20 protein-coding genes are annotated in these 23,898 nt (G+C 74.9%); 13 read left to right on the forward strand and 7 right to left on the reverse strand.

Annotation, left to right across the window (positions count from 1 at the left end; all coding sequences use genetic code 11):
• The 6 genes from ABT263_RS28265 to ABT263_RS28290 form a co-directional block, all read left to right on the forward strand.
• On the forward strand, positions 1-1,316 hold a 1,316-nt coding region (locus ABT263_RS28265; protein WP_352294544.1), incomplete at its 5' end, for a 3-deoxy-7-phosphoheptulonate synthase.
• Positions 1,313-2,140: a shikimate dehydrogenase family protein gene (locus ABT263_RS28270; protein WP_352294546.1), complete on the forward strand. Its 828-nt coding sequence runs from the start codon at positions 1,313-1,315 to the stop codon at positions 2,138-2,140. The genes ABT263_RS28265 and ABT263_RS28270, both read left to right, overlap by 4 nt.
• 205 nt (positions 2,141-2,345) lie before the next feature.
• A complete protein-coding gene (gene rifK / locus ABT263_RS28275; protein ID WP_352294548.1) occupies positions 2,346-3,506 on the forward strand; it encodes a 3-amino-5-hydroxybenzoate synthase in 1,161 nt (386 codons plus the stop codon).
• Positions 3,503-4,606: a Gfo/Idh/MocA family protein gene (locus tag ABT263_RS28280; RefSeq protein ID WP_329491274.1), complete on the forward strand. Its 1,104-nt coding sequence runs from the start codon at positions 3,503-3,505 to the stop codon at positions 4,604-4,606. Before rifK ends, ABT263_RS28280 begins: the two co-directional genes overlap by 4 nt.
• Positions 4,603-5,298: an HAD-IA family hydrolase gene (locus ABT263_RS28285; protein ID WP_352294550.1), complete on the forward strand. Its 696-nt coding sequence runs from the start codon at positions 4,603-4,605 to the stop codon at positions 5,296-5,298. The genes ABT263_RS28280 and ABT263_RS28285 overlap by 4 nt, the downstream gene beginning before the upstream one ends.
• 25 nt (positions 5,299-5,323) lie before the next feature.
• On the forward strand, positions 5,324-6,271 hold the full coding sequence (locus ABT263_RS28290) for an ROK family protein (RefSeq protein ID WP_352294552.1): 948 nt from the start codon (positions 5,324-5,326) through the stop codon (positions 6,269-6,271).
• 51 nt (positions 6,272-6,322) lie between these two features.
• Here the strand turns inward: ABT263_RS28290 and mhpA are convergent, their stop codons facing one another.
• On the reverse strand, positions 6,323-7,996 hold the full coding sequence (gene mhpA, locus ABT263_RS28295) for a bifunctional 3-(3-hydroxy-phenyl)propionate/3-hydroxycinnamic acid hydroxylase MhpA (RefSeq protein WP_352294554.1): 1,674 nt from the start codon (positions 7,994-7,996) through the stop codon (positions 6,323-6,325).
• A gap of 360 nt (positions 7,997-8,356) precedes the next feature.
• Here mhpA and ABT263_RS28300 point away from each other — a divergent pair, with 360 nt between their 5' ends.
• The 5 genes from ABT263_RS28300 to ABT263_RS28320 all read left to right on the forward strand — a co-directional run bounded on the left by ABT263_RS28300 (position 8,357) and on the right by ABT263_RS28320 (position 12,429).
• Positions 8,357-9,136: a thioesterase II family protein gene (locus ABT263_RS28300; RefSeq protein ID WP_329491278.1), complete on the forward strand. Its 780-nt coding sequence runs from the start codon at positions 8,357-8,359 to the stop codon at positions 9,134-9,136.
• Between the two features lie 23 nt (positions 9,137-9,159).
• Positions 9,160-10,527 carry a cation:proton antiporter gene (locus tag ABT263_RS28305; protein ID WP_352294556.1) on the forward strand — a complete coding sequence of 456 codons (1,368 nt, stop codon included), beginning with the start codon at positions 9,160-9,162 and terminating at the stop codon, positions 10,525-10,527.
• Positions 10,524-10,967 carry a type II 3-dehydroquinate dehydratase gene (locus ABT263_RS28310; RefSeq protein WP_329491280.1) on the forward strand — a complete coding sequence of 148 codons (444 nt, stop codon included), beginning with the start codon at positions 10,524-10,526 and terminating at the stop codon, positions 10,965-10,967. Before ABT263_RS28305 ends, ABT263_RS28310 begins: the two co-directional genes overlap by 4 nt.
• 89 nt (positions 10,968-11,056) lie before the next feature.
• Positions 11,057-11,749, forward strand: a complete 693-nt coding sequence (locus tag ABT263_RS28315) for an alpha/beta fold hydrolase (protein WP_352294558.1) — start codon at positions 11,057-11,059, stop codon at positions 11,747-11,749.
• A 110-nt stretch (positions 11,750-11,859) separates the two neighbouring features.
• Positions 11,860-12,429 carry an SRPBCC domain-containing protein gene (locus tag ABT263_RS28320; protein WP_352294560.1) on the forward strand — a complete coding sequence of 190 codons (570 nt, stop codon included), beginning with the start codon at positions 11,860-11,862 and terminating at the stop codon, positions 12,427-12,429.
• A gap of 132 nt (positions 12,430-12,561) precedes the next feature.
• On the opposite strand, the gene ABT263_RS28325 is transcribed toward ABT263_RS28320, so the two are convergent.
• Positions 12,562-14,028, reverse strand: a complete 1,467-nt coding sequence (locus tag ABT263_RS28325; RefSeq protein ID WP_352294562.1) for an MFS transporter — start codon at positions 14,026-14,028, stop codon at positions 12,562-12,564.
• Between the two features lie 194 nt (positions 14,029-14,222).
• Positions 14,223-15,611 carry a DUF6777 domain-containing protein gene (locus ABT263_RS28330; protein ID WP_352294563.1) on the reverse strand — a complete coding sequence of 463 codons (1,389 nt, stop codon included), beginning with the start codon at positions 15,609-15,611 and terminating at the stop codon, positions 14,223-14,225.
• Between the two features lie 202 nt (positions 15,612-15,813).
• Between ABT263_RS28330 and ABT263_RS28335 the strand changes: the two genes are divergently transcribed.
• A complete protein-coding gene (locus ABT263_RS28335; protein WP_352294565.1) occupies positions 15,814-17,157 on the forward strand; it encodes a streptophobe family protein in 1,344 nt (447 codons plus the stop codon).
• Positions 17,158-17,176: 19 nt separating this feature from the next.
• Here the strand turns inward: ABT263_RS28335 and ABT263_RS28340 are convergent, their stop codons facing one another.
• The 3 genes from ABT263_RS28340 to ABT263_RS28350 all read right to left on the reverse strand — a co-directional run bounded on the left by ABT263_RS28340 (position 17,177) and on the right by ABT263_RS28350 (position 21,326).
• Complete coding sequence (locus ABT263_RS28340) at positions 17,177-18,163, reverse strand: serine/threonine-protein kinase (RefSeq protein ID WP_352294628.1); 987 nt, start codon at positions 18,161-18,163, stop codon at positions 17,177-17,179.
• A gap of 92 nt (positions 18,164-18,255) precedes the next feature.
• Positions 18,256-18,864, reverse strand: a complete 609-nt coding sequence (locus ABT263_RS28345) for an SH3 domain-containing protein (RefSeq protein WP_352294567.1) — start codon at positions 18,862-18,864, stop codon at positions 18,256-18,258.
• Between the two features lie 95 nt (positions 18,865-18,959).
• Entirely contained in the window at positions 18,960-21,326 is a 2,367-nt protein-coding gene (locus ABT263_RS28350) for an ABC transporter ATP-binding protein/permease (protein ID WP_352294569.1), read from the reverse strand.
• 226 nt (positions 21,327-21,552) lie between these two features.
• Between ABT263_RS28350 and ABT263_RS28355 the strand changes: the two genes are divergently transcribed.
• A complete protein-coding gene (locus ABT263_RS28355; RefSeq protein ID WP_352294571.1) occupies positions 21,553-22,902 on the forward strand; it encodes an acyltransferase in 1,350 nt (449 codons plus the stop codon).
• 186 nt (positions 22,903-23,088) lie between these two features.
• Here ABT263_RS28355 and ABT263_RS28360 read toward each other — a convergent pair whose 3' ends face one another.
• Complete coding sequence (locus tag ABT263_RS28360) at positions 23,089-23,880, reverse strand: DUF3050 domain-containing protein (RefSeq protein ID WP_352294573.1); 792 nt, start codon at positions 23,878-23,880, stop codon at positions 23,089-23,091.
• Between the last annotated feature and the right edge of the window lie 18 nt (positions 23,881-23,898).

A 23,898-nucleotide genomic window follows, 5' to 3' on the forward strand; every position in this document is an offset into this window, starting at 1 on the left:
GCTGGCCGGACCGGGCCCGCGCGCAGGAGGTCGTCGCCCGGCTGCGCGCCGCCGCCCCGATCGTCACGCCCGCCGAGACCGCCCGGCTCGCCGAGCGGCTGGCGGCCGTCGCCCGGGGCGAGGCCTTCCTGCTCCAGAGCGGCGACTGCGCGGAGACCTTCGCCGACAACACCGAGCCGCACCTGCGCGCCAACCTCGGCCTGCTGCAGCGGATGGCCCTGGTGCTCGCCCGCACCACCGGACTGCCGGTGGTGCCGGTCGCCCGGGCCGCCGGCCAGTACGCCAAGCCGCGCTCCCACCAGGTCGACGCCCACGGCCTGCCGGTCTACCGGGGCGACATCGTCAACGGCGTCGAACCCACGCCCGCCGCCCGCACCCCGGACCCGGAGCGGATGCTGCTGGCCCACGCCGAGGCCTCTCGGACGGTGGACATCGCCCGCCGGCTCCGCCGGGACGGCCTGGGCGACCCGCACGCGCTGCACGCCGAGAACCTCCGCTTCGTCCGCGACGCGCCGGGGGGCCACCGGTACGCGCCGGCGGCCGAGGAGATCGGCCGCGGCCTGGGCCTCCCGGCCGGCCCGGGAGCCGGTGGCGGGACGGCGCCCGGGAGCGAGGTCTACGTCAGCCACGAAGCCCTGCTGCTGGACTACGAGAGCGCCCTGCTCCGGGTGACGGACGACGGGCCGGAGCCGCTGTACTCCAGCGGACTGGCGCACTTCCTCTGGATCGGCGAGCGCACCCGCGGGCCCGAGGACGCGCACATCGCCTTCGCGGAGCTGCTGGCCAACCCGATCGGCGTGAAGATCGGCCCGGGCACCACCCCCGAGCAGGCGGTCGAGTACGTGCGCCGGCTCGACCCGCACGGCACCCCCGGGCGGCTGACGCTGATCAGCCGGATGGGGCACGCGCGGGTCCGCGAGGTGCTCCCGCCGATCGTCGAGAAGGTCACCGCCTCCGGCCACCAGGTGGTCTGGCAGTGCGACCCGATGCACGGCAACTCCCGCACCGCGGACAACGGGTACAAGACCCGCCACTACGACCACGTCGTCGAGGAGATCGCCGGCTTCCTCGACGTCCACCGCGCGCTCGGCACCCACCCCGGCGGCCTCCACCTGGAGGCGACCGGCGAGGACGTCACCGAGTGCCTCGGCGGCGCCCGGGGGATCGCCGAGCACGAGCTGCCCGGCAACTACCGGACCGCCTGCGATCCGCGCCTGAACGCCGAGCAGTCGATGGAACTCGCCTTCACCGTCGCGGAGATGTTCGCGGAGGCGGTCGCACAGGGCACCGCACCCCGCCCCGGGAGGCCACGATGACCGACACCCCGCAGCCCGCCATCCCGCCCGGCCCGCCGATCGGCGGGGCCACCCGGCTGTACGCCGTCCTCGGCGACCCGGTCGCCCAGGTGCAGTCACCCGGGCTGCTGAACCCGCTGTTCGCCCGGCTCGGCATCGACGCGGTGCTCGTCCCGGTGCACGCCCGGCCGGGGGACCTGGCCACGGTGGTCCGCGGCCTGCAGCACATCGGCAACCTGGACGGCCTGTTCGTCACCGTGCCGCACAAGGCCGCCGCCGCCGGCCTCGCCGACCGGCGCAGCCGCACCGTGGAGATCACCGGCACCGCCAACGTGCTGCGCCGCGAACCCGACGGCGGCTGGCTCGCCGAGAACTTCGACGGCTCCGGCTTCGTCGCGGGCCTGGCGCGGGCCGGCCACGACGTCCGCGGCCGCCGGGTCGCGCTGGCCGGCGCCGGCGGGGCGGGCAGCGCCATCGCGGCCGCCGTGCTCGCCGCGGGCGCGGAGCGGCTCGCCGTCACCGACCCGGACGGGCCCCGGCTGGCCGCGCTCGTCGCACGGCTGGCCGAGCACTGGCCCGGCCGGGTCCGGGCCTCGGCCGAACCGCCCCTGCACGACAGCGACATCGCGGTGAACGCCAGCCCGCTGGGCCTGCGCCCGGGCGACCCGCTGCCGTTCCGGCCGGACGCCCTCGCGCCCGGCGCCGTGGTGGCGGACATCATCATGCAACCGAGGGAGACGCCGCTGCTGCGGCTGGCGGCCGCCCTGGGGTTCGACGTCCACCACGGAATCCACATGCTGAACGGTCAGGTGGACGAGTACCGCGCATTCTTCGGGCTGCGCTGACGGGTGATCGGCAGGTCGGGGCCGACGACTACCAGAACGAGGGATGCGGGCCGCCGAGGGCGGCGCCTACTGTGAGGCCGCAATACCTTGCGTGACATCCCAGGGGCCATTGTTCCGCTCTTCCGTCGGCCACGCGCCCCGCCCGCTCAATCCCGCCAGGCCGTCCAAAAGCGGAGACCAGTTCGTAGCGGAGATTTGGAGAGACATGAACGCGCGACCGGCACCGGAATTCCCCTCCTGGCCGCAGTACGACGACGACGAGCGGAGCGGCCTGATACGCGCTCTGGAGCAGGGCCAGTGGTGGCGCATGGGCGGGGACGAGGTGAACTCCTTCGAGCGCGAGTTCGCCGACCACCACGGCGCACCGCACGCCCTGGCGGTCACCAACGGCACGCACGCGCTGGAGCTGGCGCTGCAGTGTCTGGGCGCCGGCCCGGGCACCGAGGTCATCGTGCCGGGCTTCACCTTCATCTCCTCCTCCCAGGCCGCCCAGCGGCTCGGCGCGGTCGCCGTCCCCGTCGACGTCGACCCCGTGACCTACAACATCGACGTGGCGGCCGTGGCCGCCGCGATCACCCCGCGCACCCGGGTGATCATGCCCGTGCACATGGCCGGGCTCATCGCGGACATGGACGCCCTCGGCAAGCTCTCCGAGTCCACCGGCGTCCCGCTGCTCCAGGACGCCGCGCACGCGCACGGCGCGCGCTGGCAGGGCAAGCGGGTCGGCGAGCTCGGCTCGGTGGCCGCCTTCAGCTTCCAGAACGGCAAGCTGATGACCGCCGGCGAGGGCGGCGCCCTGCTGTTCCCCGAGTCGGAGCTGTACGAGGCCGCGTTCCTGCGGCACAGCTGCGGCCGGCCGCGCACCGACCGCCGGTACTTCCACCAGATCGCCGGCACCAACATGCGGCTCAACGAGTTCTCGGCGTCCGTGCTCCGCGCCCAGCTGCGCCGCCTCGACGCCCAGACCGACCTGCGCGAGGAGCGCTGGAACCTGCTGTCCGGCCTGCTCGGCGCGATCGACGGCGTCGTCCCCCAGGGCAGCGACCCGCGGGCCGACCGCAACTCGCACTACATGGCGATGTTCCGGATCCCCGGCATCTCCGAGGAGGGCCGCAACGAGCTCGTCGACCGCCTGGTCGACGCCGGCCTGCCGGCCTTCGCCGCGTTCCGCGCGATCTACCGCACCGACGCGTTCTGGGAGACCGCCGCCCCCGACGAGACCCCGGAGGCGGTCGCCGAGCGCTGCCCCAACACCGAGGCCATCAGCCGGGACTGCGTCTGGCTGCACCACCGCGTCCTGCTCGCCTCCGAGGAGGCCCTGCACGCCACCGCCGCGATCGTCGCCGACGCAGTGGCAGCCCTGTGAGGCATCGCGCCGCCGTCGTCGGGCTCGGCTGGGCCGGCCGGGAGCTCTGGCTCTCGCGGCTCAGGACGCACGAGGACTTCGACGTGGTCGCCGTCGTCGACCCCGACCCGGCGCTGCGGGCGGCGGTCGGCGAGGCGACGGGCATCCCCGCCCACGCGGCGGTGGACGCCCTCCACCCCGAGGACGTCGACGTCGCCGTCGTCGCCGTGCCCAACCACCTGCACGCCGAGGTGGCCGCGGCGCTGCTGCGGCGCGGCCTCGCGGTCTTCCTGGAGAAGCCGGTCTGCCTGACCTCCGCCGAGGCGGACGACCTGGCGCGGGCCGAGCTCGACGGCGGCATGCTGCTGGCCGGCAGCGCCGCCCGGCACCGCGCCGACGTCCGCGAACTGGCGGCGCTCGTCCCCGACCTGGGGCGGGTGCGGCACGTCGACCTGTCGTGGGTGCGGGCCCGCGGCGTCCCGAAGGCCGGCGGCTGGTTCACCCGGCGCAGCACGGCCGGCGGCGGGGTGCTGGTCGACCTCGGCTGGCACCTGCTGGACGCGCTGGCCGCCCTGGTCGGGCCGGCCGAGTTCGCCCAGGTGGTCGGCGCGACCTCCGACGACTTCGTCAACGTCGGCGCCTGGTCCGCCGCCTGGCGCCAGGACCGGCCCGCCGACGCGCTCACCGGCGACGTGGAGGACACCGCCCGCGGCTTCCTGGTCCGCGAGGACGGCATCTCCGTCTCGCTGCGGGCCAGTTGGGCCTCCCACGAGGCCCTTGACGTCTCCCGGATCGTGGTCGAGGGCAGCGCCGGCAGCGCGGAACTGCGCTGCACCTTCGGCTTCAGCCCCAACCGGCAGCCCGAGCCGGTCCTGACCCTGACCCGGGAGGGCACCACCCGTCGGATCGCCGTGCCGGCGGAGCCGATCGGGGCCGAGTACCGGCGCCAACTGGACGGCCTCGGGGCACTGCTGGCCGACCCCGCCCATCGCGGCCGGGCCATCGCGCAGGCGCGTGGCACGGTCCAGCTCATCGAGAGTTTCTACGAGTCGGCCCGTGTTGCCGGCCGGGCGCGATCCGCCCGTCCCGCAGCCGCCCACGAGGAGGTGAGGACCTCATGACCGCCACATCGGCACCCGGGTCCGCCACGACCACGGACAGAGCAGCGAACCCCCGGCAGGCGGTCGTCTTCGACCTGGACGGGGTCATCGTCGACAGTTTCGCCGTGATGGGCCAGGCGTTCTCCATCGCCTACGCCGAGATCGTCGGCGACGGCCCGGCGCCCTTCGAGGAGTACCAGCGCCACCAGGGCCGCTACTTCCCGGACATCATGCGGATCATGGGCCTGCCGCTGGAGATGGAGGCGCCCTTCGTCCGCGAGAGCTACCGGCTCGCGCACCAGGTGCAGGTCTTCGACGGCATCCCCGAGCTGCTCCAGGAGCTCCGTGACCGGGGCCTGCGGATGGCCGTGGCCACCGGCAAGGCCGGCGACCGGGCCCGCTCCCTGCTGGACGGCCTGGGCCTGCTCCCGTACTTCGCCCACGTGATCGGCTCCGACGAGGTGGCCCGGCCCAAGCCCGCCCCCGACATCGTGCTGCGCGCGCTGGAACTGCTGGACGTACCCGCCGACCAGGCCATCATGATCGGTGACGCGCCGACCGACCTGGCCAGCGCCCGCGGCGCCGGGGTCGCCTCCGCCGCCGCCCTCTGGGCCGGTCCGGACGAGGCCGAGCTGCTCGCGGCCGGCCCCGACGTGGTGCTGCGCCGCCCGGTCGAGCTGCTCGCCCTCTGCCCGGCCCTCAGCGGGCGCTGACCCGACCGCGCGGAGGCGGCACACCATGCGGACCGGCGAGAACGGACCGGCACCGGGGCCCGGCGGCGCGACGGACGCCGAGGAGGCGCCGCGCTACCTCGGCATCGACGTCGGCGGCACCAAGGTCGCCCTGCGGGCGGAGTCGGCGACGGGCCGGGCCGAGGAGACCACCTTCGCCTGGGGCCCGGGCCGCGACGCCGACCACGACCTGGCCCGGCTCGCCGAGCACGTCGGCACGCTGACGGCCCGGTCGGGCGCGCCCTTCCGGGCCGTCGGTGTCGCGATGCCCGCCACCGTCGGCCCGGACGAGCGGGTCACCGCCTGGCCCAGCCGGCCGGAGTGGACCGGTCTGCCCCTGGGCCCGGCGCTGCGGGCGCTGTTCCCCGGGGCGGCCGTCGTCTGGGCGGACGACGGGGACCTCGCGGCCCTCGCCGAGGCCGAGGCGGCGGCCTGCGCCGACCTCCTCTACCTGGGCGTCGGCACCGGCATCGGCGGCGGCCTCGTGCTCGGCGGCCGGCTCTGCCCGGGCCCGGCGCACGGCTCCTTCGAACTCGGCCACCTGGTCGTCGAACTGGACGGCCCGGTCTGCGTCTGCGGCCGCCGGGGGTGCCTCCAGGCGACCGCCTCGGGGCCCGCCACCCTGGCCCGCGCCGAGCGGCTGCGCGGCGCGCCCGTCACCTTCGACGAGCTGCGGGCGGGGCTGCGGGCCGGGCAGTCCTGGGCCGTCACGGCACTCGACCGGACCGGCCGCGCCCTGGCCGCCGCCGCCGTGGGCGTGGCGGAGCTGCTCCACCCCCGGCTCGCCGTGCTCGGCGGCGGCTTCGCGGCCGGGATCCCCGAACTCGCCGACCGGACGGCCGAGCACCTCGCCGCGCTCGCCCGGCCGGGCCTGGCCCCGCTGCCGGTCGCCCCGGCCCGGCTGGGCGGGCTCTCCTCGCTGCGCGGCGCCGTGCTGCTGGCCCGCGGGCAGTAGGGCGCGGGACGGCCCGCCCGGACCGGCCGGTCCGGGCGGGGCCGCGCCGCGTCAGCCCCCGTGGCCCGCCGCGCCCGCCGGTACGGCGGCCGTCAGCCCGGCCCGCAGCCCGTCCACCAGCGCGGCCGCGCCCGCCGGCTCGCCGGCCGCGCCGAACACGTGGTAGTCCGGGCGGACCAGCAGCGCGCTCGCCCCGTACCGCGCCAGGTAGGCCCCGTAGACGCCGTCCGTGTCCACCACCCGGACCTCGCCGGATTCCCCGGCGCCGGCGTCCCCCTGCCCGTCCCCCTGCTCGTCCCGGGTCCGGCCGGCCGGCAGCAGCCGCACCACGTGCGCCCGGAGCCCGGCGAGGAAGGAGAGCCGCTCGGCGCCGAGCCGGGCGTCCGCCCCGGGCGCGAGCAGCAGCACGAAGCCGCGCCCGACCACCTCGTCGAACAGGCCGCGGCCGCCGGGCCCGTCGACCACCCCCTGCGGCACGACCTCGCCGGCCGGCCTGAGCGGTCCGTCGCCCCCGCCGCCGTACAGCAGGCCCTCGGTGAGGGGCTTGGCCGGCTCCGGCCGGGTCGGGCCCCGGCCGTGCCGGTTGGCCAGCACCGTGGCGTCCCGCTCGGCGGCGGCGGCCGGGTCGGTCACGCAGATCACCCGGCCCAGCTGGACCGAGGCCAGGATCGACTCCCTGACCTGCGCCCGGCGTTCCCCGGTGTAGGTGTCCAGCACCGCCTCGTCGGCGAGACCGCGCAGCACGAGGTCCAGCTTCCACGACAGGTTGACCACGTCCCGGATGCCCGAGCACATGCCCTGCCCGGCGAACGGCGGCATCAGATGGGCCGCGTCACCGGCCAGCAGCACCCGGCCCGCCCGCCAGCGGTCGGCCCACCGGGCCTGGAACATGTAGGTGGTGCTGCGCAGCAGGGTGGCGGTGTCCGGCGTGACCCCGAACGGGGCGAGCAGCCGCCAGGCCGTCTCCTCGCGGTTCAGCTCGGCGGCCCGCTCGCCCGGCAGCCGCATGAACTCCCAGCGCCGGTGCCCGGGGCCGCTGCCCACCAGCGTGGTGGGCCGGGCCGGGTCGCAGATCTGCAGGTTGGTCGGTACGAAAGCCCGCGGTTCGCGCAGTTCGACGTCGCACAGCAGCCACTCGTAGGAGAAGCCGAGGTCGGTGACGGGGACGTCGAGGTGGTCCCGGACGAAGCTGTTGGCGCCGTCGCAGCCCACCACCCAGCGGGCCGAGACCGTCCGCGCCGCGCCGTCCTCGTCCTCGGCCGTCACCAGGACCCGGTCGCCGTGGTCGGCGATCCCGACGACCTGCCGGCCGCGCTCCACGGTGACCCCGGGCAGCCGCGCCGTCCGGGCGGCCAGCAGCTCCTCCAGGGCGGGCTGGTGCATGGTGTTGGCATCCGGCCAGCCGTACGGGCCCGGGGTCCGGAACTCGATGTCCAGCAGGGTCTCGCCGGCCGCCGTCCGCCACTGGTAGCCGGAGGCCGGTTCGGTGATCCGGCCGAGGTCCGGGCCGATCCCGCAGGCGGCGAGCAGCCGGGCGGTCTCCCCGTCGAAGCTGGTCGCCCGGGGCAGTGTGTACGGGCGCCGGCGGCGTTCCAGCACGGTCGTCCGCCAGCCGTGCTGGGCGAGCAGGACGGCGAGCGCGGACCCGATCGGCCCGTTGCCGACGACGACCACGTCCGTGTCCGTCGGGCCGGTCGGGGGCTCGTGCGGTGACACCTTGGGCATAGGGACCCCTCATCGCAGGGAGGCGGCGGACCGGTGCGGACCGGTGCACGGCGGGTGGGCACGGCGGCGGGAACACGGCGGAGGAGCGCGCAGGCGCTGCTCGGACGCCGCGGCGGCTGCGCGCGACAACGGGGCGCGACAGCCCTGGCAGGAACATCGGAAGACTACTACCGCGACCCGCGTGAAGCGTCAACGTCCGCCCCGGGCTATCAGATCGGGGGATACCACGACCGGTCTTGATCGGCCTACTGTGCGGACGTCCCGAAGAATCCGGGGACCCGTGCGCAGTCCGCCCGCCACCGCCTTCCGGCGTGGGCCCGCGGCCGCGCCACGGACCGTTGCCCGAAGGGAAGATCCGGCATGGCCCAAGCGACGACCGCCCACTACGAGAAGTGGGTCAGTGTCTTCCACCCGGTGCCGACGAGCACCGTGCGGCTCGTCTGCCTGCCCTACGCCGGCGGGTCCGCGAGCTTCTTCTTCCCGGTGTCCCGGGTGCTCGCCCCGAAGGGGATCGAGGTGCTGGCGATCCAGTACCCGGGCCGTCAGATGCGCCACCAGGAGCCGGGCATCGACAACATCCCCGAGTTCGCGGACGAGATCTTCGCGGCGGTGCGCCACCTGGACGACAAGCCGCTGGCGCTGTTCGGCCACAGCATGGGCGCGGTGCTCGCGTACGAGGTGGCCCTGCGCCTGCGGCGGGCCGGACTCCCGGCGCCGGTAAGGCTGTTCGCCTCCGGCCGGCGGGCGCCGTCCCGCTACCGCGACGAGAACGTCCACACCGGCTCGGACGCCGACGTGGTGGCCGAGCTCAAGGCGCTGAGCGGTACCAGCCAGCTCATGCTGGCCGATCCGGAGAACCTGGCGATGATCCTGCCGGCCATCCGCAGCGACTACACCGCCATCGAGCGCTACCGGCACGACCCCGACCAGCGGCTGGACTGCCCGCTGACGGTGCTGGCCGGCGACAGCGACCCGCGGGTGTCGATCGACGAGGCGCGGGCCTGGGAGGAGCACACCACCGGGGCGACCGAGCTGGAGGTCCTCCCCGGCGGACACTTCTTCCTCGCCGACCGGAGCGCCGAGGTGATCGAGCTGCTGGCCCGGAGACTCACCGGGCAGGACGCCGCAACCAACCGCTGAACCACCTCCTGGAATGGGTCGACATGCGAACCGCCGCACCCTTGCCGACGATCGGCCAGCACTCGCTCCTGGTGTTCCTCCTCCAGGTCGCCGTGCTGCTCCTCCTGGCACTCGTCCTCGGCCGCCTGGCCCAGCGCTTCAACCTGCCCGCGGTGGCCGGTGAGCTGTGCGCGGGCGTACTCCTCGGGCCCTCGGTCCTCGAACCGCTGCTGCCGGGCTTCTCCGACTGGCTGCTGCCGCAGAAGCCAGACCAGCTGCACCTGCTGGACGCCGTCGGGCAGCTCGGCGTGCTGCTGCTCGTCGGGGTCACCGGCGCGGAGCTGAAGTTCGCCCTGGTCCGCCGGCGCGGGCTGACCGCGGCCCGGGTCAGCATCGCCGGTCTGCTGCTGCCGCTGGGCCTCGGGATCGGCACCGGCTACCTGCTGCCGCGGTCCTTCCTCCCGAGCGGCGCGGACCCGGCGGTGTTCGCGCTCTTCCTCGGCGTGGCGATGTGCGTCACGGCGATCCCGGTGATCGCCAAGACCCTGCTGGACATGAAGCTGCTGCACCGCGACATCGGCCAGCTCATCCTGGCCGCCGGGGTGGTCGACGACGTGGTGGGCTGGTTCCTGCTCTCCGTCGTCTCGGCGATGGCCACCGCCGGGCTGACCGCCGGGGTGGTCACCACCGCGGTGCTGTACCCGATCGGCGTGGTGGTCTTCGCCCTGGTGGTCGGCCGCCCGCTGGTCGGCCGGGCCCTGCGCGCGGCCGGCCGGTCGGAGGGCCCGATGCCGACGATCGCCACCGCCGTGGTGCTGGTGCTGTTCAGCGCGGCGGCGACGCAGGCGATGCACCTGGAGGCCATCTTCGGCGCCTTCGTCTGCGGTGTGCTGATCGGCACCAGCGGCGAGCTGGACCCGGCGAAGCTGGAGCCGCTGCGGACGACGGTGCTGGCCTTCCTGGCCCCGCTCTTCTTCGCCACCGCTGGCCTGCGGATGGACCTCACCGCGCTGGGCCGCCCGATCGTCCTGGGCGTCGCGGTCGCGGTGCTCGCCGTGGCGATCTTCGGCAAGTTCGTGGGGGCCTTCATCGGGGCCAGGCTCAGCCGGCTCAACCGCTGGGAGGCGCTGGCGCTCGGCGCCGGGATGAACTCCCGCGGCGTCGTCGAGGTGATCGTCGCGATGACCGGCCTGCGGCTGGGCGTCCTGAACACCGAGACGTACACCATCATCATCCTCGTCGCGATCGTGACCTCGCTGATGGCGCCGCCCATCCTGCGGTACGCGATGACCCGCGCCGAGGAGGTGGCCGGGGCCGAACTCGGCCTGGGCGACCAGCACACCGACCCGGTACAGACCCCCGACCGGGCACCCGGCGCGATCCGCGTCTCCGACCAGCGAGGTGACTCATGACCACGATGCTTCTCCTGAACGGCCCCAACCTCGGGATCCTCGGCCAGCGCGAGCCGGAGATCTACGGCACCGACACGCTGGCCGACATCGAGAAGGCCGTCGCCGAGGAGGTGAGCGGCGTGGGCTGGGAGGTCCGCTCGATCCAGCACGACTCCGAGGGCGACCTCGTCCGGGCCATCCACGAGCACCGGCTCAGCAGCGTCGGCGCGGTGGTCAACCCCGGCGCGCTGATGATCGCCGGGTGGAGCCTGCGCGACGCGCTGGCGAGCTATCCGCAGCCCTGGGTCGAGGTGCACCTGAGCAACGTCTGGGCGCGCGAGCAGTTCCGGCACGAGTCGGTGATCGCCCCGCTGGCCGGCGGTGTGGTGGTCGGCCTCGGCGCCTTCGGCTACCGCCTGGCGGCCCGCGCCCTGGTGCACCTGACCGCCGCCGACCGCTGACGACCCGCCGCGGACGGCCGCCGGACACCGCCGGCCCGTCAGACACCTCCGGACCGTCCGAACCACGCGTTGAGAGGAAGACCCGGCCCATGAGGCTCAAGCTCCACGAAGTCGGCGACGGCGACAAGGTCGCCCTGCTCGTCCACAGCATCATCTCGTCGTCGGACACCTGGAGCCGGGTGGCGCCCCGGCTGGCCGACCGCGGCTACCGGGTGATCATGCCGGACCTGCGCGGCCACGGCGAGAGCCCGCAGGCCGACTCCTACTCGCCGGAGCTGCTCGCCGCCGACCTGGTGGAGTCGCTGCCGGCCGGCGCCGACCTCGCGATCGGCCACTCCTTCGGCGCCTCGGTGCTCTCGCTGGCGGTGGAGGGGCTGCGCCCGGCCAAGGTGGTCTACAGCGACCCCGCCTGGCGTTTCACCGAGAAGGCGGTCGCGGAGATCCGCGAGTTCGCCCAGTTCACCAAGGCGGCGACCGCCGAGGCCATCCGTCCGATGTTCCCGCGCTGGCAGCCCGAGGACATCGAGGCCGAGCTCGCCGGGTACGCGCGGTGGGACGTCCGGGCCGTCGACTGGCTGGAGAGCTCGCACAGCTACGTACCGGCCCGCCCGGTCGTGCCCTCGCTGGTCCAGGGCGCCGGCGACCACCACCTCGTCCCGGACGAGCTGGCCGAGACCCTGCGCGCGAGCGGGTTCGAGGTGCGGTACGTGCCGGACACCGGCCACTGCATCCACCGGGACGACCTGGACGGCTTCCTGGCCTCCCTCGAAGGCTGGATCTGACCCTATGGGCAACGGAAGTTGACGTCCGATCAGGTCTTTCGGCCGGCGACGCGACACGGTCGCCGGCCGAGCGGCCGAACGGTGATCGGCCTGCGTGGTAGTGTCGCCGCGTGAGCTCTGGCCGCCTTGATCACGCACATGAGGGCACTTCTCCGACCGACGGGAAACCGCAGGTCGTCCACGGTTCCTTCGCCCTGCAGGTCGGCTTCTCGGCGCCGCCGGAGCAGGTCTTCGCGGCCTTCGCCGAGCCCGCGCTGCGCACCCGCTGGTTCCGCCTCCCCGGCTCCTCGAAGCACGCCACCCACGCGCTGGACTTCCGGGTCGGCGGCAGCGAGGTGGCGACCAACCTGTTCGTCTCCGGGGACATCGAGGAGCGGCTCGAATACCGCTCCCGGTTCCACGACATCGTGCCCGGCGAGCGCATCGTCTACGTGTACGAGGCCCACGTGGACGGCCTGCGCCGCTGGGTCTCCCTGGTGACGCTCGAACTCGCCGCCCAGGGCGCCGGATCCCGGCTCGACTGGACCGAGCAGTACGCGTACCTGGTGCTGAGCGGGGACGGCACCCAGGACACCGCCCACCTCCAGGGCGGCACCCGGCTGATGCTCAACGGACTGTCCGCCGTGGTCGACCCGGAGCGCTACCGGGGCCTGGCGAAGATCCGCCCCGAAGGATCCTGACCGTTCGTCAGTTCCTCGCGAGAGGCGCAGCCGGCACGGGCGGCCCCCCTGCCGAGGGGGCCGCCCGGACCGCCGGCCGTGACGGGACCCGGGTGGCGGCCGGGATCCGCTCGCGCGGGGGGCGACGGAGCGTCAGGTGTTCGAGGCGCGCACCGCGGTGAGGGTGGCCGGCTCCGCCGGGCTCGGCGCGGGACGGCGGCGCCGGGCGAGGGCGAGGAGGAGGGCGCCCGCGGCCGCGCCGGCGAGGAGGACGATCGCGGCGACCGAGGCCGCGCGGCCGACGGCGTCGGTGAAGACCTGGGCCACGTCCTGCGGCCGCGGGTTCCGGAGGGCGCCGAGCCGCTCGCCGAAGCGGCTGGTCATCAGGGTGCCGAGGACGCTGGTGCCGAGCACCGCGCCGACCTGGCGGGCGGCGTTGACCGTGCCGGCGGCCGCGCCCTCCTTGCCGCGCGGCACATGGCCGACCGCCAGCGCGGTCGAGGGCGCGCCGGCCAGGCCGCAGCCGAAGCCGAACAGCACCAGCGCCGGGGCGTAGCCGCCGAACCCGTCGGCCGGTTCGACGGTGGCGAACAGGCCGGCGCCCGCCGCCGCCAGCAGCAGCCCGGTGACGATGAGCCGGGCCGCGCCGAACCGTGGCCCGAGGATCCCGGCGACCGCCGAGGCCAGGATGAACATGCCGAATTCCGTGAGGAGTTGGACGCCCACCTGGAGTGCGGTCAGCCCGCGCACCTGCTGCAGCCAGAGCACCTGGAGCATGGCGAGCCCGACGAAGCCGAACAGGACGGTGCCGGCCAGCAGCAGCGCCGCGCTGTACGAGGGGTCGCGCATCAGCCGGAGGTCGAGCAGCGGGTGGGTGCGGCGCAGTTCGACCACGGCGAAGGCGGCGAGCAGGACGGCCGCGCCGAGGGCGGCGGCCAGCGGGGCGCCGCCGAGGTAGCTGTGGTGGCCGCCGTCGATCAGCCAGTAGATGAGCAGGGCGAGCCCGCCGGTGGCGAGGATCTGCCCGGGCCAGTCCAGGCGGACGCCCTCGGCCCGGGACTCGGTCACGCCGAACAGGGCGGCGGCGCCGGCGAGCGCGGCGATCACGGGGCCGAGCCAGAACGCGGTGTGCCAGGTCGACCAGCGCAGCGCCAGCCCGGCCGTGATCGGCCCGAGGGCGAGGCCGAGGCCGGAGGCGGCGGCCCAGGCGGCGATCGCGCCGGCCCGCCGGCGCGGGTCGGGGAAGGCGTCGGTCACCAGGGCGAGCGAGCTGGGGGTGATCAGCGCGCCGCCGAGTCCGGCCACCGCCTGTCCGAGCAGGACGGTGGACAGGCTCCCGGCGAACACCAGGACCACCCCGCCGGCGGCCATCGCGAGCGCGCCCAGCAGGAAGATCCGCCGGCGGCCCCAGCGGTCGGCGAACGCGCCGCCGCCGAGTACGACGGAGGCCACCACCAGGGTGTACATGCTCGGGATCCAGACCAGGTCCGCGGCGTCGAGGCCGAGGTCGGCGCGGACCGCGCCCAGCGTGCCGATGGTCTGGGTGGTCTGGATGAAGACGGTGAAGAGGCCGAGGCAGGCGGCCAGCAGCACGGTCCCGGTGCGGTCAGTGCGCGGCATCCGGCACCTCCGGGGTGCGGGGCGCGGCGGTGCGGGGGGCGGTCACGAGAGCTCCCAAGGGGCGTGGGTTTGACATCGCGACTCACTGTAGCGGCATGCGTTTGATAATCCAACTATGCAGGTGGATGGCGTGACGCAGCGGCGGGGCGCCCGGTAGGTCCGAGGCGCCCCGCCGCCGGGGGAGGAGTGGTCGGTCAGCTGGGCGTGCTGCCCGTGGCGCCGGGGCAGGGCGGGAGGGTCGAGGGCGCGACGGTCGCACAGGTCGCCGTGGCCACCGTCGGTCCGGACGCCGTCGCCGAGTTCGCGGACGCCGTCGCCGTGGAGGGCGTCACGCTGGCGGTGGACGGGCCGGGCGGCGAGGACGAGGTGGGGCCGGCGGACTTGGTCGACGACGAGGCCGACGCCGAGCCGGTGCTCGCCGAGGACGACGGGCCGGAGGACGGCCCGGACGGCGTGCCCGAGGAGCTGGAGGCCGAGGCCGACCCGGTCGACGGACCGGTCGAGCCCGAGGTCGAGCCGGAGGTCGAGGGCGAGCCCGAACCCGAGGTGGAGCCCGACATCGACGCCGACGGGGAGACCGGCTTCATCGGAGCGGCCGGCGGGATGCCCGGCACCAGGACCTCCGGCGGCTGGACCGTCTTGTCCACCACCTTGATCTGCCCGGTCACCCGGGCGAACCAGCCACCGGTGGTGATGTCCACCAGGACGAGCTCCGTCACCGGCTTAGGCGCCGCCACCACGATGACCAGCGAGGACGGCTGGAAGCCGGTCCACGACTTGCCGGTGTACTTGGCGTCGCTCACCAGCTCCGGCGGCTTCAGCGGGTTCCCGCAGCTGCAGCGCACCCGCGGTACGCCCTGCGCGTCGACCAGGACGGCGGTGCCGGCCTGCAGCACCGACTGGTAGGCGACCGACGCCCCGCCCTTGTAGCTGTGGTTGGTGACCCGGGTGTCCACCCGCAGGTAGGCGGAGGTCAGCGAGCGCAGGTAGCCCGGGATGGCGGACTGCTCGATCCCCTGGGCGGCCGCCCAGGCCCGGCCGGTGTCTCCGGTCGACGTCATGGAGATCAGCCGTTCGACGTCGCAGGCCGGCTTGGACTTCTCACCGGCGTAGAGCCCGGCCGAGGAGCCCTGCACGGTGTGGATGCCGCTCGGTGAGGCCGCGGCGGTGCTCTTCGTGGCGCCGCCCGGACTGCCCGGGGCCGACGCGGGAGAGGAGACGGCGGTGGTCTCGACCGACTGGGTGAACGGCGCCGGTCCCGGATCGCCCGGCGTCTGCAGCGCCACCTCGTTCGCGGCCGGGATGGCATCGCTGGGGGTACCGCTCCCGCCGCCGCTGTTGACGATCAGCACCGTCGCGAGCACGGCCAGCGCCGCGGTCCCCCCGGCCAGCGCCAGCTTCGTGCGGGACCGCCACCACGGCGTCGGACGCCCACCCGGCCCACCGGCCGAGGAGCCGCCCGGCCCGGACGGCCCGGACGGGGGAACGGACGGCGGTCCCGGCGGGCCGCTGGACGGCGGCCCGGAGAGCGGGCCGGACGGCGGGCCGGACGGGGGCCCGGAGAGGGGCGGTTGGGAACTCATCGAGGCTCCGTTTCGCGGGCGGCCGGCGAAACGACCGGCACAGAAGGCTCCTGCCACTGGCTTCCATTTCTGCCCCCGCCCGCCAACCGCCGCAACAGCACGCCACCGCCGGCTCGCCGTGCGCACACAGCGCGCGCGGCCCGGTCCTGGGTGACGCTGGACTCAGACGCGAGGGGGGCACCCGAGTCCACCAGGAGCCCGCATGCCCCAGGAGCCCCCCACCACGGCGCCCGGCCCGCCCGGCGTTCTGCGCGGTTGGCTGGACGCGTCGGCGGTCGTCCTCGCCGGGATCGCCGCGATGGCGGCGGTGGCCGCCCTCGGCCTCTGGGCCGCCGGCGCCGGCTCCCTGCCGGGCGGCGGCTTCCCGTACGTCCTGGCCGGTGCGCTGGCGCTCGCCGTCGGCGGCTCCGTGCAGCTCGACGGCGGGGCGGGCTTCTTCGCCCAGGTGGACGCCGGGATCACCGCGATGCCGCTGACCGTCGGACTGGTCGGCGCCCTGGTGATGGCGGAGGTGTTCCTGCGCCAGCTGCGCTTCCGGGCGGTCGCCGGCGGCGCCGAACTGCTCGGCCGGGTGGCCCGGACGGCGGCCGTCTGGGTGGTGGCCCTGGTGCTGATCACCCTCGCCGCCCGGCACACCTTCGTCGTCCCGCTCGGCGGCGACCTCGTCCAGGACCTCGGCGGCGCCCTCGGCCTGACCCCCGAGATCGGCTTCCACGCGGAGCCGCTGAGCACCATCGGCCTCGGGCTGCTCTGGCTGCTGGTGGTCCTGGCGGCCACCTTCGCGGTCTCCCGCCGGGCGCCGCTGCCGCGCGGCCTGGTGCCGTTCCAGCAGGCCGTCCGGCCGGCCGCGTTCGCGATGCTGCTGGTGCTGCTCACCTGTGTGGTGCTCGGCCTGGTGGCGGGGCTCGTCACCGCCGTCGTGCACGGCGACGCCCGGGCGACGCTGGCCCTGCTCCTGCTGGCGCTGCCCAACCTGGTCTGGCTCGCCCTCGGGCTGGGGATGGGCGCCGAGTGGCACGGCCACCTGGTCGGGGCGATCGGGCTGCCCGTCCCGGAGTCGCTGTCCGAGGTGCTGCGCGCACCCGAGGGCAAGTCGGCCACCATCAGTCTCAGCACCCTCGCGGAGCAGGACGGCCGGGTCTGGTGGCTGCTGCCGCTGACGGCCGTGCTGCTGCTGGCGGCCGGCTTCCTCACCGCCTACCGCTCCCCGCGCGGGGTCCGGCTCTGGCAGCACGCCGTCCGGCTGGGCGCGGCCGCGGCCGTGACGATGCTGCTGGTGGGGGTCTGGTCCCGGGTCTCCGCCGACTACGGCCTCTCGGTGCTCGGGGTCGGCGCCGGAGACGGCGGGCTGGGCGATCTCCTCGGCTCCGTGCTCGGCGACACCAACCCGGTCGCGGGCCTCGGCGGCGGCTCGCTCGTGCTCGACCCGCAGCTCTGGCTGCTGGTGCCGCTGGCGGCGGCCTGGGGCCTGGTGGCCGGCCTGCTCGGCGGTCTGCTGGCGGCCCACCGGAGCAGGCGCGGCGAGATCGCGGCGGACGGCGGCTGACGGCCGGGACCGCCGCGCCTCAGCGTCTCCGGGGGTGGACGACCGGCGTCGCCCAGTCCGGCGGCTCGGGCACCGGGGGCGAGACGTACGGCCCGCCCGCGCCGCCGCCGTACGCCGGGAGCACCTGGGTGGCCGGTCCGTCCGCCACCCAGGGGGTGGCGGGGCTGGGCGCCTCGGCGGTGGCGGCGCGCAGCTCGGCGACGAACTGCAGGCAGCTGGCGTACCGCTGCTCGGGTGATTTGGCGAGTGCCCGGGCCACCACGGCGTCCACCTCGGCGGACAGGTCCGGGCGGTGGTCCCGCAGCGTCGGCGGCGGGTCGTTGAGGTGGGCCCAGAGCAGCGCGAGGTCGCTCTCCCGGCGGAACGGCGGCGTCCCGGCCAGCATCTCGAACACCACGCAGCCCAGGCTGTACTGGTCGCAGCGGCCGTCCAGCGGCCGTCCGGAGATCTGCTCGGGCGCCGCGTAGTCCAGGGTGCCGACGATCTGCCCGACGGTGGTCAGGCCGCTGAGCGAGAGCGACTTCTTGGTGAGGCCGAAGTCGGCCAGGTACAGGTGCTCCGGGTGTTCGCTGTCCGTGCCCGCGGCGACCAGCACGTTGCCCGGCTTGACGTCCCGGTGGACCAGGTCCTGGTCGTGCGCGGCGTCCAGGGCGGAGCCGATCTGCAGGGCCAGCCGGGCCGCCCGGCCGACCGTGAACGCGCCGCCCCGGTTCATCAGCTCGCGCAGGTCGCCGCCGTGCACGAAGCGCATCGCGATGAACAGGATCCCGTCCGTCTCGCCCGCCTCGAACACCGGGATGATGTGCGGGTGGTCGATCGCGGCGGCGGCCTCCGACTCGTGGATGAACCGCTGGCGGAACACCTCGTTGCGGGCCAGCTCCGGCGCCAGCAACTTCACCGCGACCGTCCGGCCCAGCCGCAGGTCCTTGGCCCGGTACACGACGGCCATGCCGCCCCGGCCGATCTCGGCCTCCAGCCGGTAGCCGGCCACCCGCCGCCCGACCATGCCGGACGGCAGACCGGGGACCTCCTCGGTGTGCGACCCGGTCGGCGGCGGCGGTTCGGTGGGCTCGCCGCTGCCCGACTCCTCCGGGGGGATCACGGCTCAACCGTCCGGGTCGGTTCGTACCCGGTGGGGGCTCGGCCGGGCGCGGGCGAGGCGGCTGGGCCGGGCGCGGGCGGGGGTGAGGCGGCCGGGCGCGGGGTCGCGGCCGGGGAGGCGTTCGGCCGCCCGGGCGCCGCGTAGGTCTGCAGCTGGAGGCCGTCGCAGTAGCACCAGCGGTCGTGCACCGGGTCGAACAGCCAGAGCGCCTCGCCGTCGACGACCAGCCCGATCCGCAGGCCGCGGGCCCGGTCCCGGAAGGTCTCCAGATCGGCGCTGCCGGCCGCGAGGTCCTCCAGCAGCGCCCGGTAGCGGGCCAGCGCGCCCTCGGCCTCGGCCAGCGCCGGGCGGGGGTCGGCCGTCCGGGCCGGTGGGCCGGTGGCGTCCGGCGGCGCCGTCGGGAGGTTGATCAGCAGCCGGCCGTCCACCCAGGTGGTCCAGCCGTTGGAGCAGAGCACGTGCCCCCAGTCGCCCTGCCGGGCGATCAGCTGGACCGGCAGCAGCGGGTCCAGCCGGGCGGCCGGCTGCGCCGGGTCGGGGGCCGTCCAGGTGGCCATCCCGTCCGGCGGGGCGACATGGGTCGGGCGGAACGCGAATTCGTCCATGGGCTCCGTCCATCGGAGGCGTTCACTTCTGCGTGATCACTTCCAGCTGATCACCTGCGTCCTGCGCACCCCGGGTCCCGGTCGTGCGCATCCGATCACTTCCGCATGATCGAGGGCTCCTGCCGGCGCAGCAGTGCCAGCACGGCGCCGCCCAGCACCACCGAGAGGCCCACCAGGATGCCCAGGCACCGCAGCCAGCGGGTGCGGTCGGGGCGGAACAGCGGGTCCGCGGTGATCGCGGTCGGGAAGACCGTGTGCAGGTCGACGGTCTGGGCCATGGCGGCCAGACCCCAGCGCGACGGCACCAGCCAGGCGAACTGCTCCAGGCCGGGCACTCCGTGCAGCTTCAGCATGGCGCCGCTGAAGACGATCTGCACCACCGAGAGGAGCACCAGCATCGGCATGGTGGCCTCCTCCTTGCGGACCAGCGCGGAGACCAGTAGGCCGAGCATCATGGCCGAGAAGGAGAGCATCGCGACGGCCAGGATCAGCTCGGCGAGCGGCGGCAGCACGACGCCGCTGTGCACCGTCACCCCGTTGGGCAGCGTCGGGCTGAGGTCCACCCCGGCCAGACCGACCGTGGTCAGCACGGCCGCCTGGGCCACCGTGACGGTGCCGAGCACCACCACCTTGGAGACCAGGTACGCCGATCTGGAGAGCCCGACCACCCGTTCCCGCTGGTAGATCGGCCGTTCCTTGACGATCTCGCGCACCGCGTTGGCGGAGCCGGTGAGCAGCCCGCCGATGCACAGGGTGAGCACCACGTTGATGGCGTTGTCGGGGGAGATCCGGGAGCCGGCCATCGCCCGGCACATCACGCCGATGATGAACGGCAGGGCGATCATCACGGTGAGGAAGAGCCGGTCGGCGGCCAGCACCGCGGTGTAGCGGCGGACCAGGGTGCCCAGCTGGGAGAACCAGCCCTGCGGCTTCTCCCGTCCGATCGGGCTGCCGCCGACCGCGGCCGGGCGCCCGACGGGGACGCCCGGCACCGCGCCGGCGGCGACGTACCGCTGGTACTGCGGGGACGCCAGGAACCGGCGCTGCCAGGCGGCGTGGTCCTCGCTCTCGAAGGCCTCGAAGGCCTCGGGCCACTCGGAGTAGCCGAAGAACTCCAGGGCCTCGCCGGGCGGCCCGTAGTAGGCGGTCCGCCCGCCCGGGGCCAGCACCAGCAGCCGGTCGCAGACGGACAGGCTCAGGACGCTGTGGGTGACCACCACGACGGTGCGGCCGTCGTCGGCGAGGCCGCGCAGCATCGTCATCACCGAGCGTTCCATGCCCGGGTCCAGCCCGGAGGTCGGCTCGTCGAGGAAGAGCAGGGAGGGCTTGGTCAGCAGCTCCAGGGCGACGCTGACGCGCTTGCGCTGGCCGCCCGAGAGGCTGGAGATCACCAGGTCGGCCCGGCTGTCCAGGCCGAGTTCGTGGATCACCTCGTCGACCCGGGCCTCGCGCTCCGCCTTGGTGGTGTCCCCGGGGAAGCGCAGTTCGGCCGCGTAGGAGAGCGCGCGGCGGACGGTGAGCTGGGTGTGCAGGATGTCGTCCTGCGGCACCAGGCCGATCCGGCGGCGCAGTTCGGCGTAGTCGCGGTACAGGTCGCGGCCGTCGTAGAGGACGGTGCCCTCGTCGGCCGGGCGCAGCCCGGTGAGGGCGTTGAGCAGGGTGGACTTGCCGGCGCCGCTGGGCCCGGCCACCGCGAGCAGGGCCTTCTCGGCGAGCGGGAATCCGACGCCGTCCAGCAGCACCCGGCGGTCGGGGCCGACCCGGACCACCAGGCCCTGGACGTCCAGCGAGATCTCGCCGGTGTCGGTGTACTCGACCAGCTCGTCGCCGGACAGGCAGAGCGCGAAGTGGCCGATGCCGACGATGTCGGCCGGCCCGACCGGGGCCCGGACCACCGGGCGGCCGTTGAGGTAGGTGCCGTTGTGGCTGGCGAGGTCGACGATCTCGTGCCCGCCGTCGGGGAGGGTGCGCAGCTCGGCGTGGTGGCGCGAGACCACCAGGTCGTCCAGGACGAGGTCGTTGTCGTCGGCCCGGCCGATCCGCACCGTCCGGCCCGGGAGCCGGATGATCGCGCTGGGCTGCCGGAAGACGCCGGAGGCCTGCGGGGCGATCAGCGACGGCCGCTCGCGGCCGGCCGGCGCGGGCAGCCCGGCGAAGGTCGCGGAGGGGCCGTCGGCGGGGTTGCCGAACCGTAGCCGGGTGCCGGGGCCGACGTCCTGGTGGTCGATCCGGCGGCCGTCGGTGAAGGTGCCGTTGGTGCTGCCGACGTCGTCCAGCAGCCAGTGGCCGTCACTGGTGTGCAGGACGGCGTGGTGCCAGGAGACCCGCGGGTCGTCGATGACGATCTCGCTGGTCGGGTCGCGGCCGACGTGGTACGACCGGCCGGGATCGATCAGCTGCGAGTCCCGATCGGTGACGAGGACCAGAGGCGGCGCGACGGGCGCGCCTGCGCGCTCTCCCATGGTTCGGATTCTAGTCCGGCCGGGGCGGCCCGGCGTTCCCGGCGGGGCTCCGGGGGCGCTCCCGCCCTTGACCAGCCCGAGTCAATTGGACTGGACCACTGGATCGGAAGCGGACCGCTGCCCTATCGTTTGCCCCATCGTCCGGAGCGTCTGCCACGCCGTCCGGAGCGTCTGCCCGCCGCCCGGAGCGCTCCGGGCGGCCCCCCGCGAGCCCCTGGATGGACCGATGAGTCTCTGGCCGCAGTTGCGCGATTCCCGGCTGGTCCGGGCCGGCCGGGCCCCGGGGACCCGCCTGCGCTGCGGGCTGATGGACACCATGCTGGCCGACCTCTCGGTCTCGGTGGTCCTCTTCTTCGAACAGACCCTGGACGAGGACCGGCTCGCCGCCGGCCTCGCCCGGGCACTGGCGCAGGTCCCGGTGTTCGCCGGGCGGCTGCGCACCGACGGCGACGAACTGACCGCCGTCTGCGACGACTCCGGTGTACCGATGGACAGTTACGACATCGACGGCACGCTGGCGGAGGCGATGGGCCGGGTCACCTCGGCCGGCGCCGCGCTGGTCGACCCGGTGGACGCCCCGGCCGCCCGGGCCGGCGGCGTCCCGCTGCTCACCGTCCGGATCACCCGGCCCTCGGCCGGCGGCACGGTGCTGGGCTGCTCCTGGCACCACGCGATCGGTGACCTGCAGAGCTTCATGCTGCTGATGCGGGCCTGGTCCGCCGCGGTGGAGGGCGACGAGCTGCCCGAGGCCGAACTGGTCGAGGACCAGGACGCGTTGCTCGGCAAGGTGCTGCCCGCCGAGGACTGCGGGCGGCCCGGGTTCCGACTGCCCGGCCCGGCCGAGGCCGCCGTGCTGGCCGCTGCGGTGGCGGCCGGGCCGCGCGCCAACCGGACCGTCCAGCTGTACTTCGGCGAGGCCGAACTCGCCCGTATGCGCGAGGTGTTCAGCGCGACAGCAGGGCGAAGACTCTCCTCCGGCGACGTGCTCTGCGCCCATGTCGTCAGTACGGTGCGGGAGTTGGACGAGGACGGCGAGACCCGCTGGCTCACCGTCCCGGTCAACGCACGCCGCCCGCTCGGTCTGCCGCCGACCCTGGTCGGCAACCTGCTGGGGGACGTCCACCTGCCCCACGCTCCGCAGGACGGCCCGGCGGCCCTCGCGGCCGCCCTGCGCGAGGCCCTGGAGGGCTTCGCCGACGGGCACCTCAACCTCCGCTCCAACCTGGCCTTCCTGGAGGCGATCGGGCGGTCCCGGCTGCGCGACTGTGTGCCGCTCGGCTTCGACCCGGAGCACCGCCGGTTCAGCTTCTCCAACTGGAGCCGGTTCGGCGCCTACCGGATCGCCTTCCAGGGCCACCGGCCGGTGTTCTTCAGCCCGGCCGCGAACTACCCGCTGCCGTGGGTCTCCTGGACGGTGGAGGGGTTCCACGGGGCCGGAGCGCTCACCACGGCGGTGCTCCCGGCCCGGTTGGCCGCCCGGCTGCGCAGCGCCGAGGGGCGGGCGGCACTGCACCGCCACCGCGACCCGGCCGACGTGCTGCCCGAGCTGGCCACCACCCTCGCGAAGGTGCTCTGACCGGGCCGGGCCGCCGCGTACGGCGACGCCGACGAGGGGGTGGGCCGTCGGGCCCACCCCCTCGCGTCGGTCCGGGGCTCCGGAGGCCCGGAGGGCACCAAGGCGGTGCGTGCACTCCCGTGCACTCCCGTGCACTCCCGTGCCCTCCCGTGCCCTCCCGTGCCCTCCGGCACCGTCCGGTGCCGGTCAGGCCGGGAAGGCCTCCTCGATCGCCGTCCAGAGCCGCACCCGGGCGCTGAGCGCGAGCCGGACGGTCTCCGCGCAGGCCGCCCACTTGGCGTCGTCGTCGCCGCAGAGGTCGATCAGCATCTGCATCGCCATCGGGGTGTGCTGCTCGCCGTCGACCTCGATGTGCCGGGCCAGGTAGTCCTTGAACACGGTGAGCGCGCCGTCCGGGTCGTCGATGCTGATGACCTGGGCGAACATGTCGGGGATGAGGTCCTCGCGGCCGAAGGCGAACGCGGCCGCGCGGCAGTGCACCGGCGCGTTCTCGATGATCTCCCAGGTGGTCGCGGTGAAGTCCACGGCGGCCTGCGGCACCCCGGCGGCCTTCAGCGCCTCGGGCACCGGGGTGCCCGCGCGCAGCAGCTCCAGGAAGGCCTCGACCGGTGCCGGGTCGGCGCCGGCCTGCCGCATGCCCTCGACGTACAGCTCGAAGTGGCTGGTGAAGCCCTCGCCGAGCTCGTCGCTCTCCTCCACCAGCACGATGTCGTTGATCAGCCGGCGGCTGGCGGTCGGGCCGTTCGGGACCCACGGCACGTCGACGCAGGTCAGCTCGCGCTGCAGGCTCTTCAGCAGCGACATGAAGTCCCACACGGCGAAGACGTGCCGGTCCAGGAAGGTCCGCACGTGTCCGATGCTGGTCAGTCCGCCGTAGACGGTGTGGCCGACGACCTCGCGGCGCAGCGGGTCGATGGCCTCCTGGAGACCGGTCAGGCCGGGGTGCGAACGGTCCCAGTGGTAACGGCTGGTGGACATGTGGAGCTCCTTCACAGG

This window comes from Kitasatospora sp. NPDC001603, from assembly GCF_040298365.1.
Taxonomy (GTDB): Bacteria; Actinomycetota; Actinomycetes; order Streptomycetales; family Streptomycetaceae; genus Kitasatospora.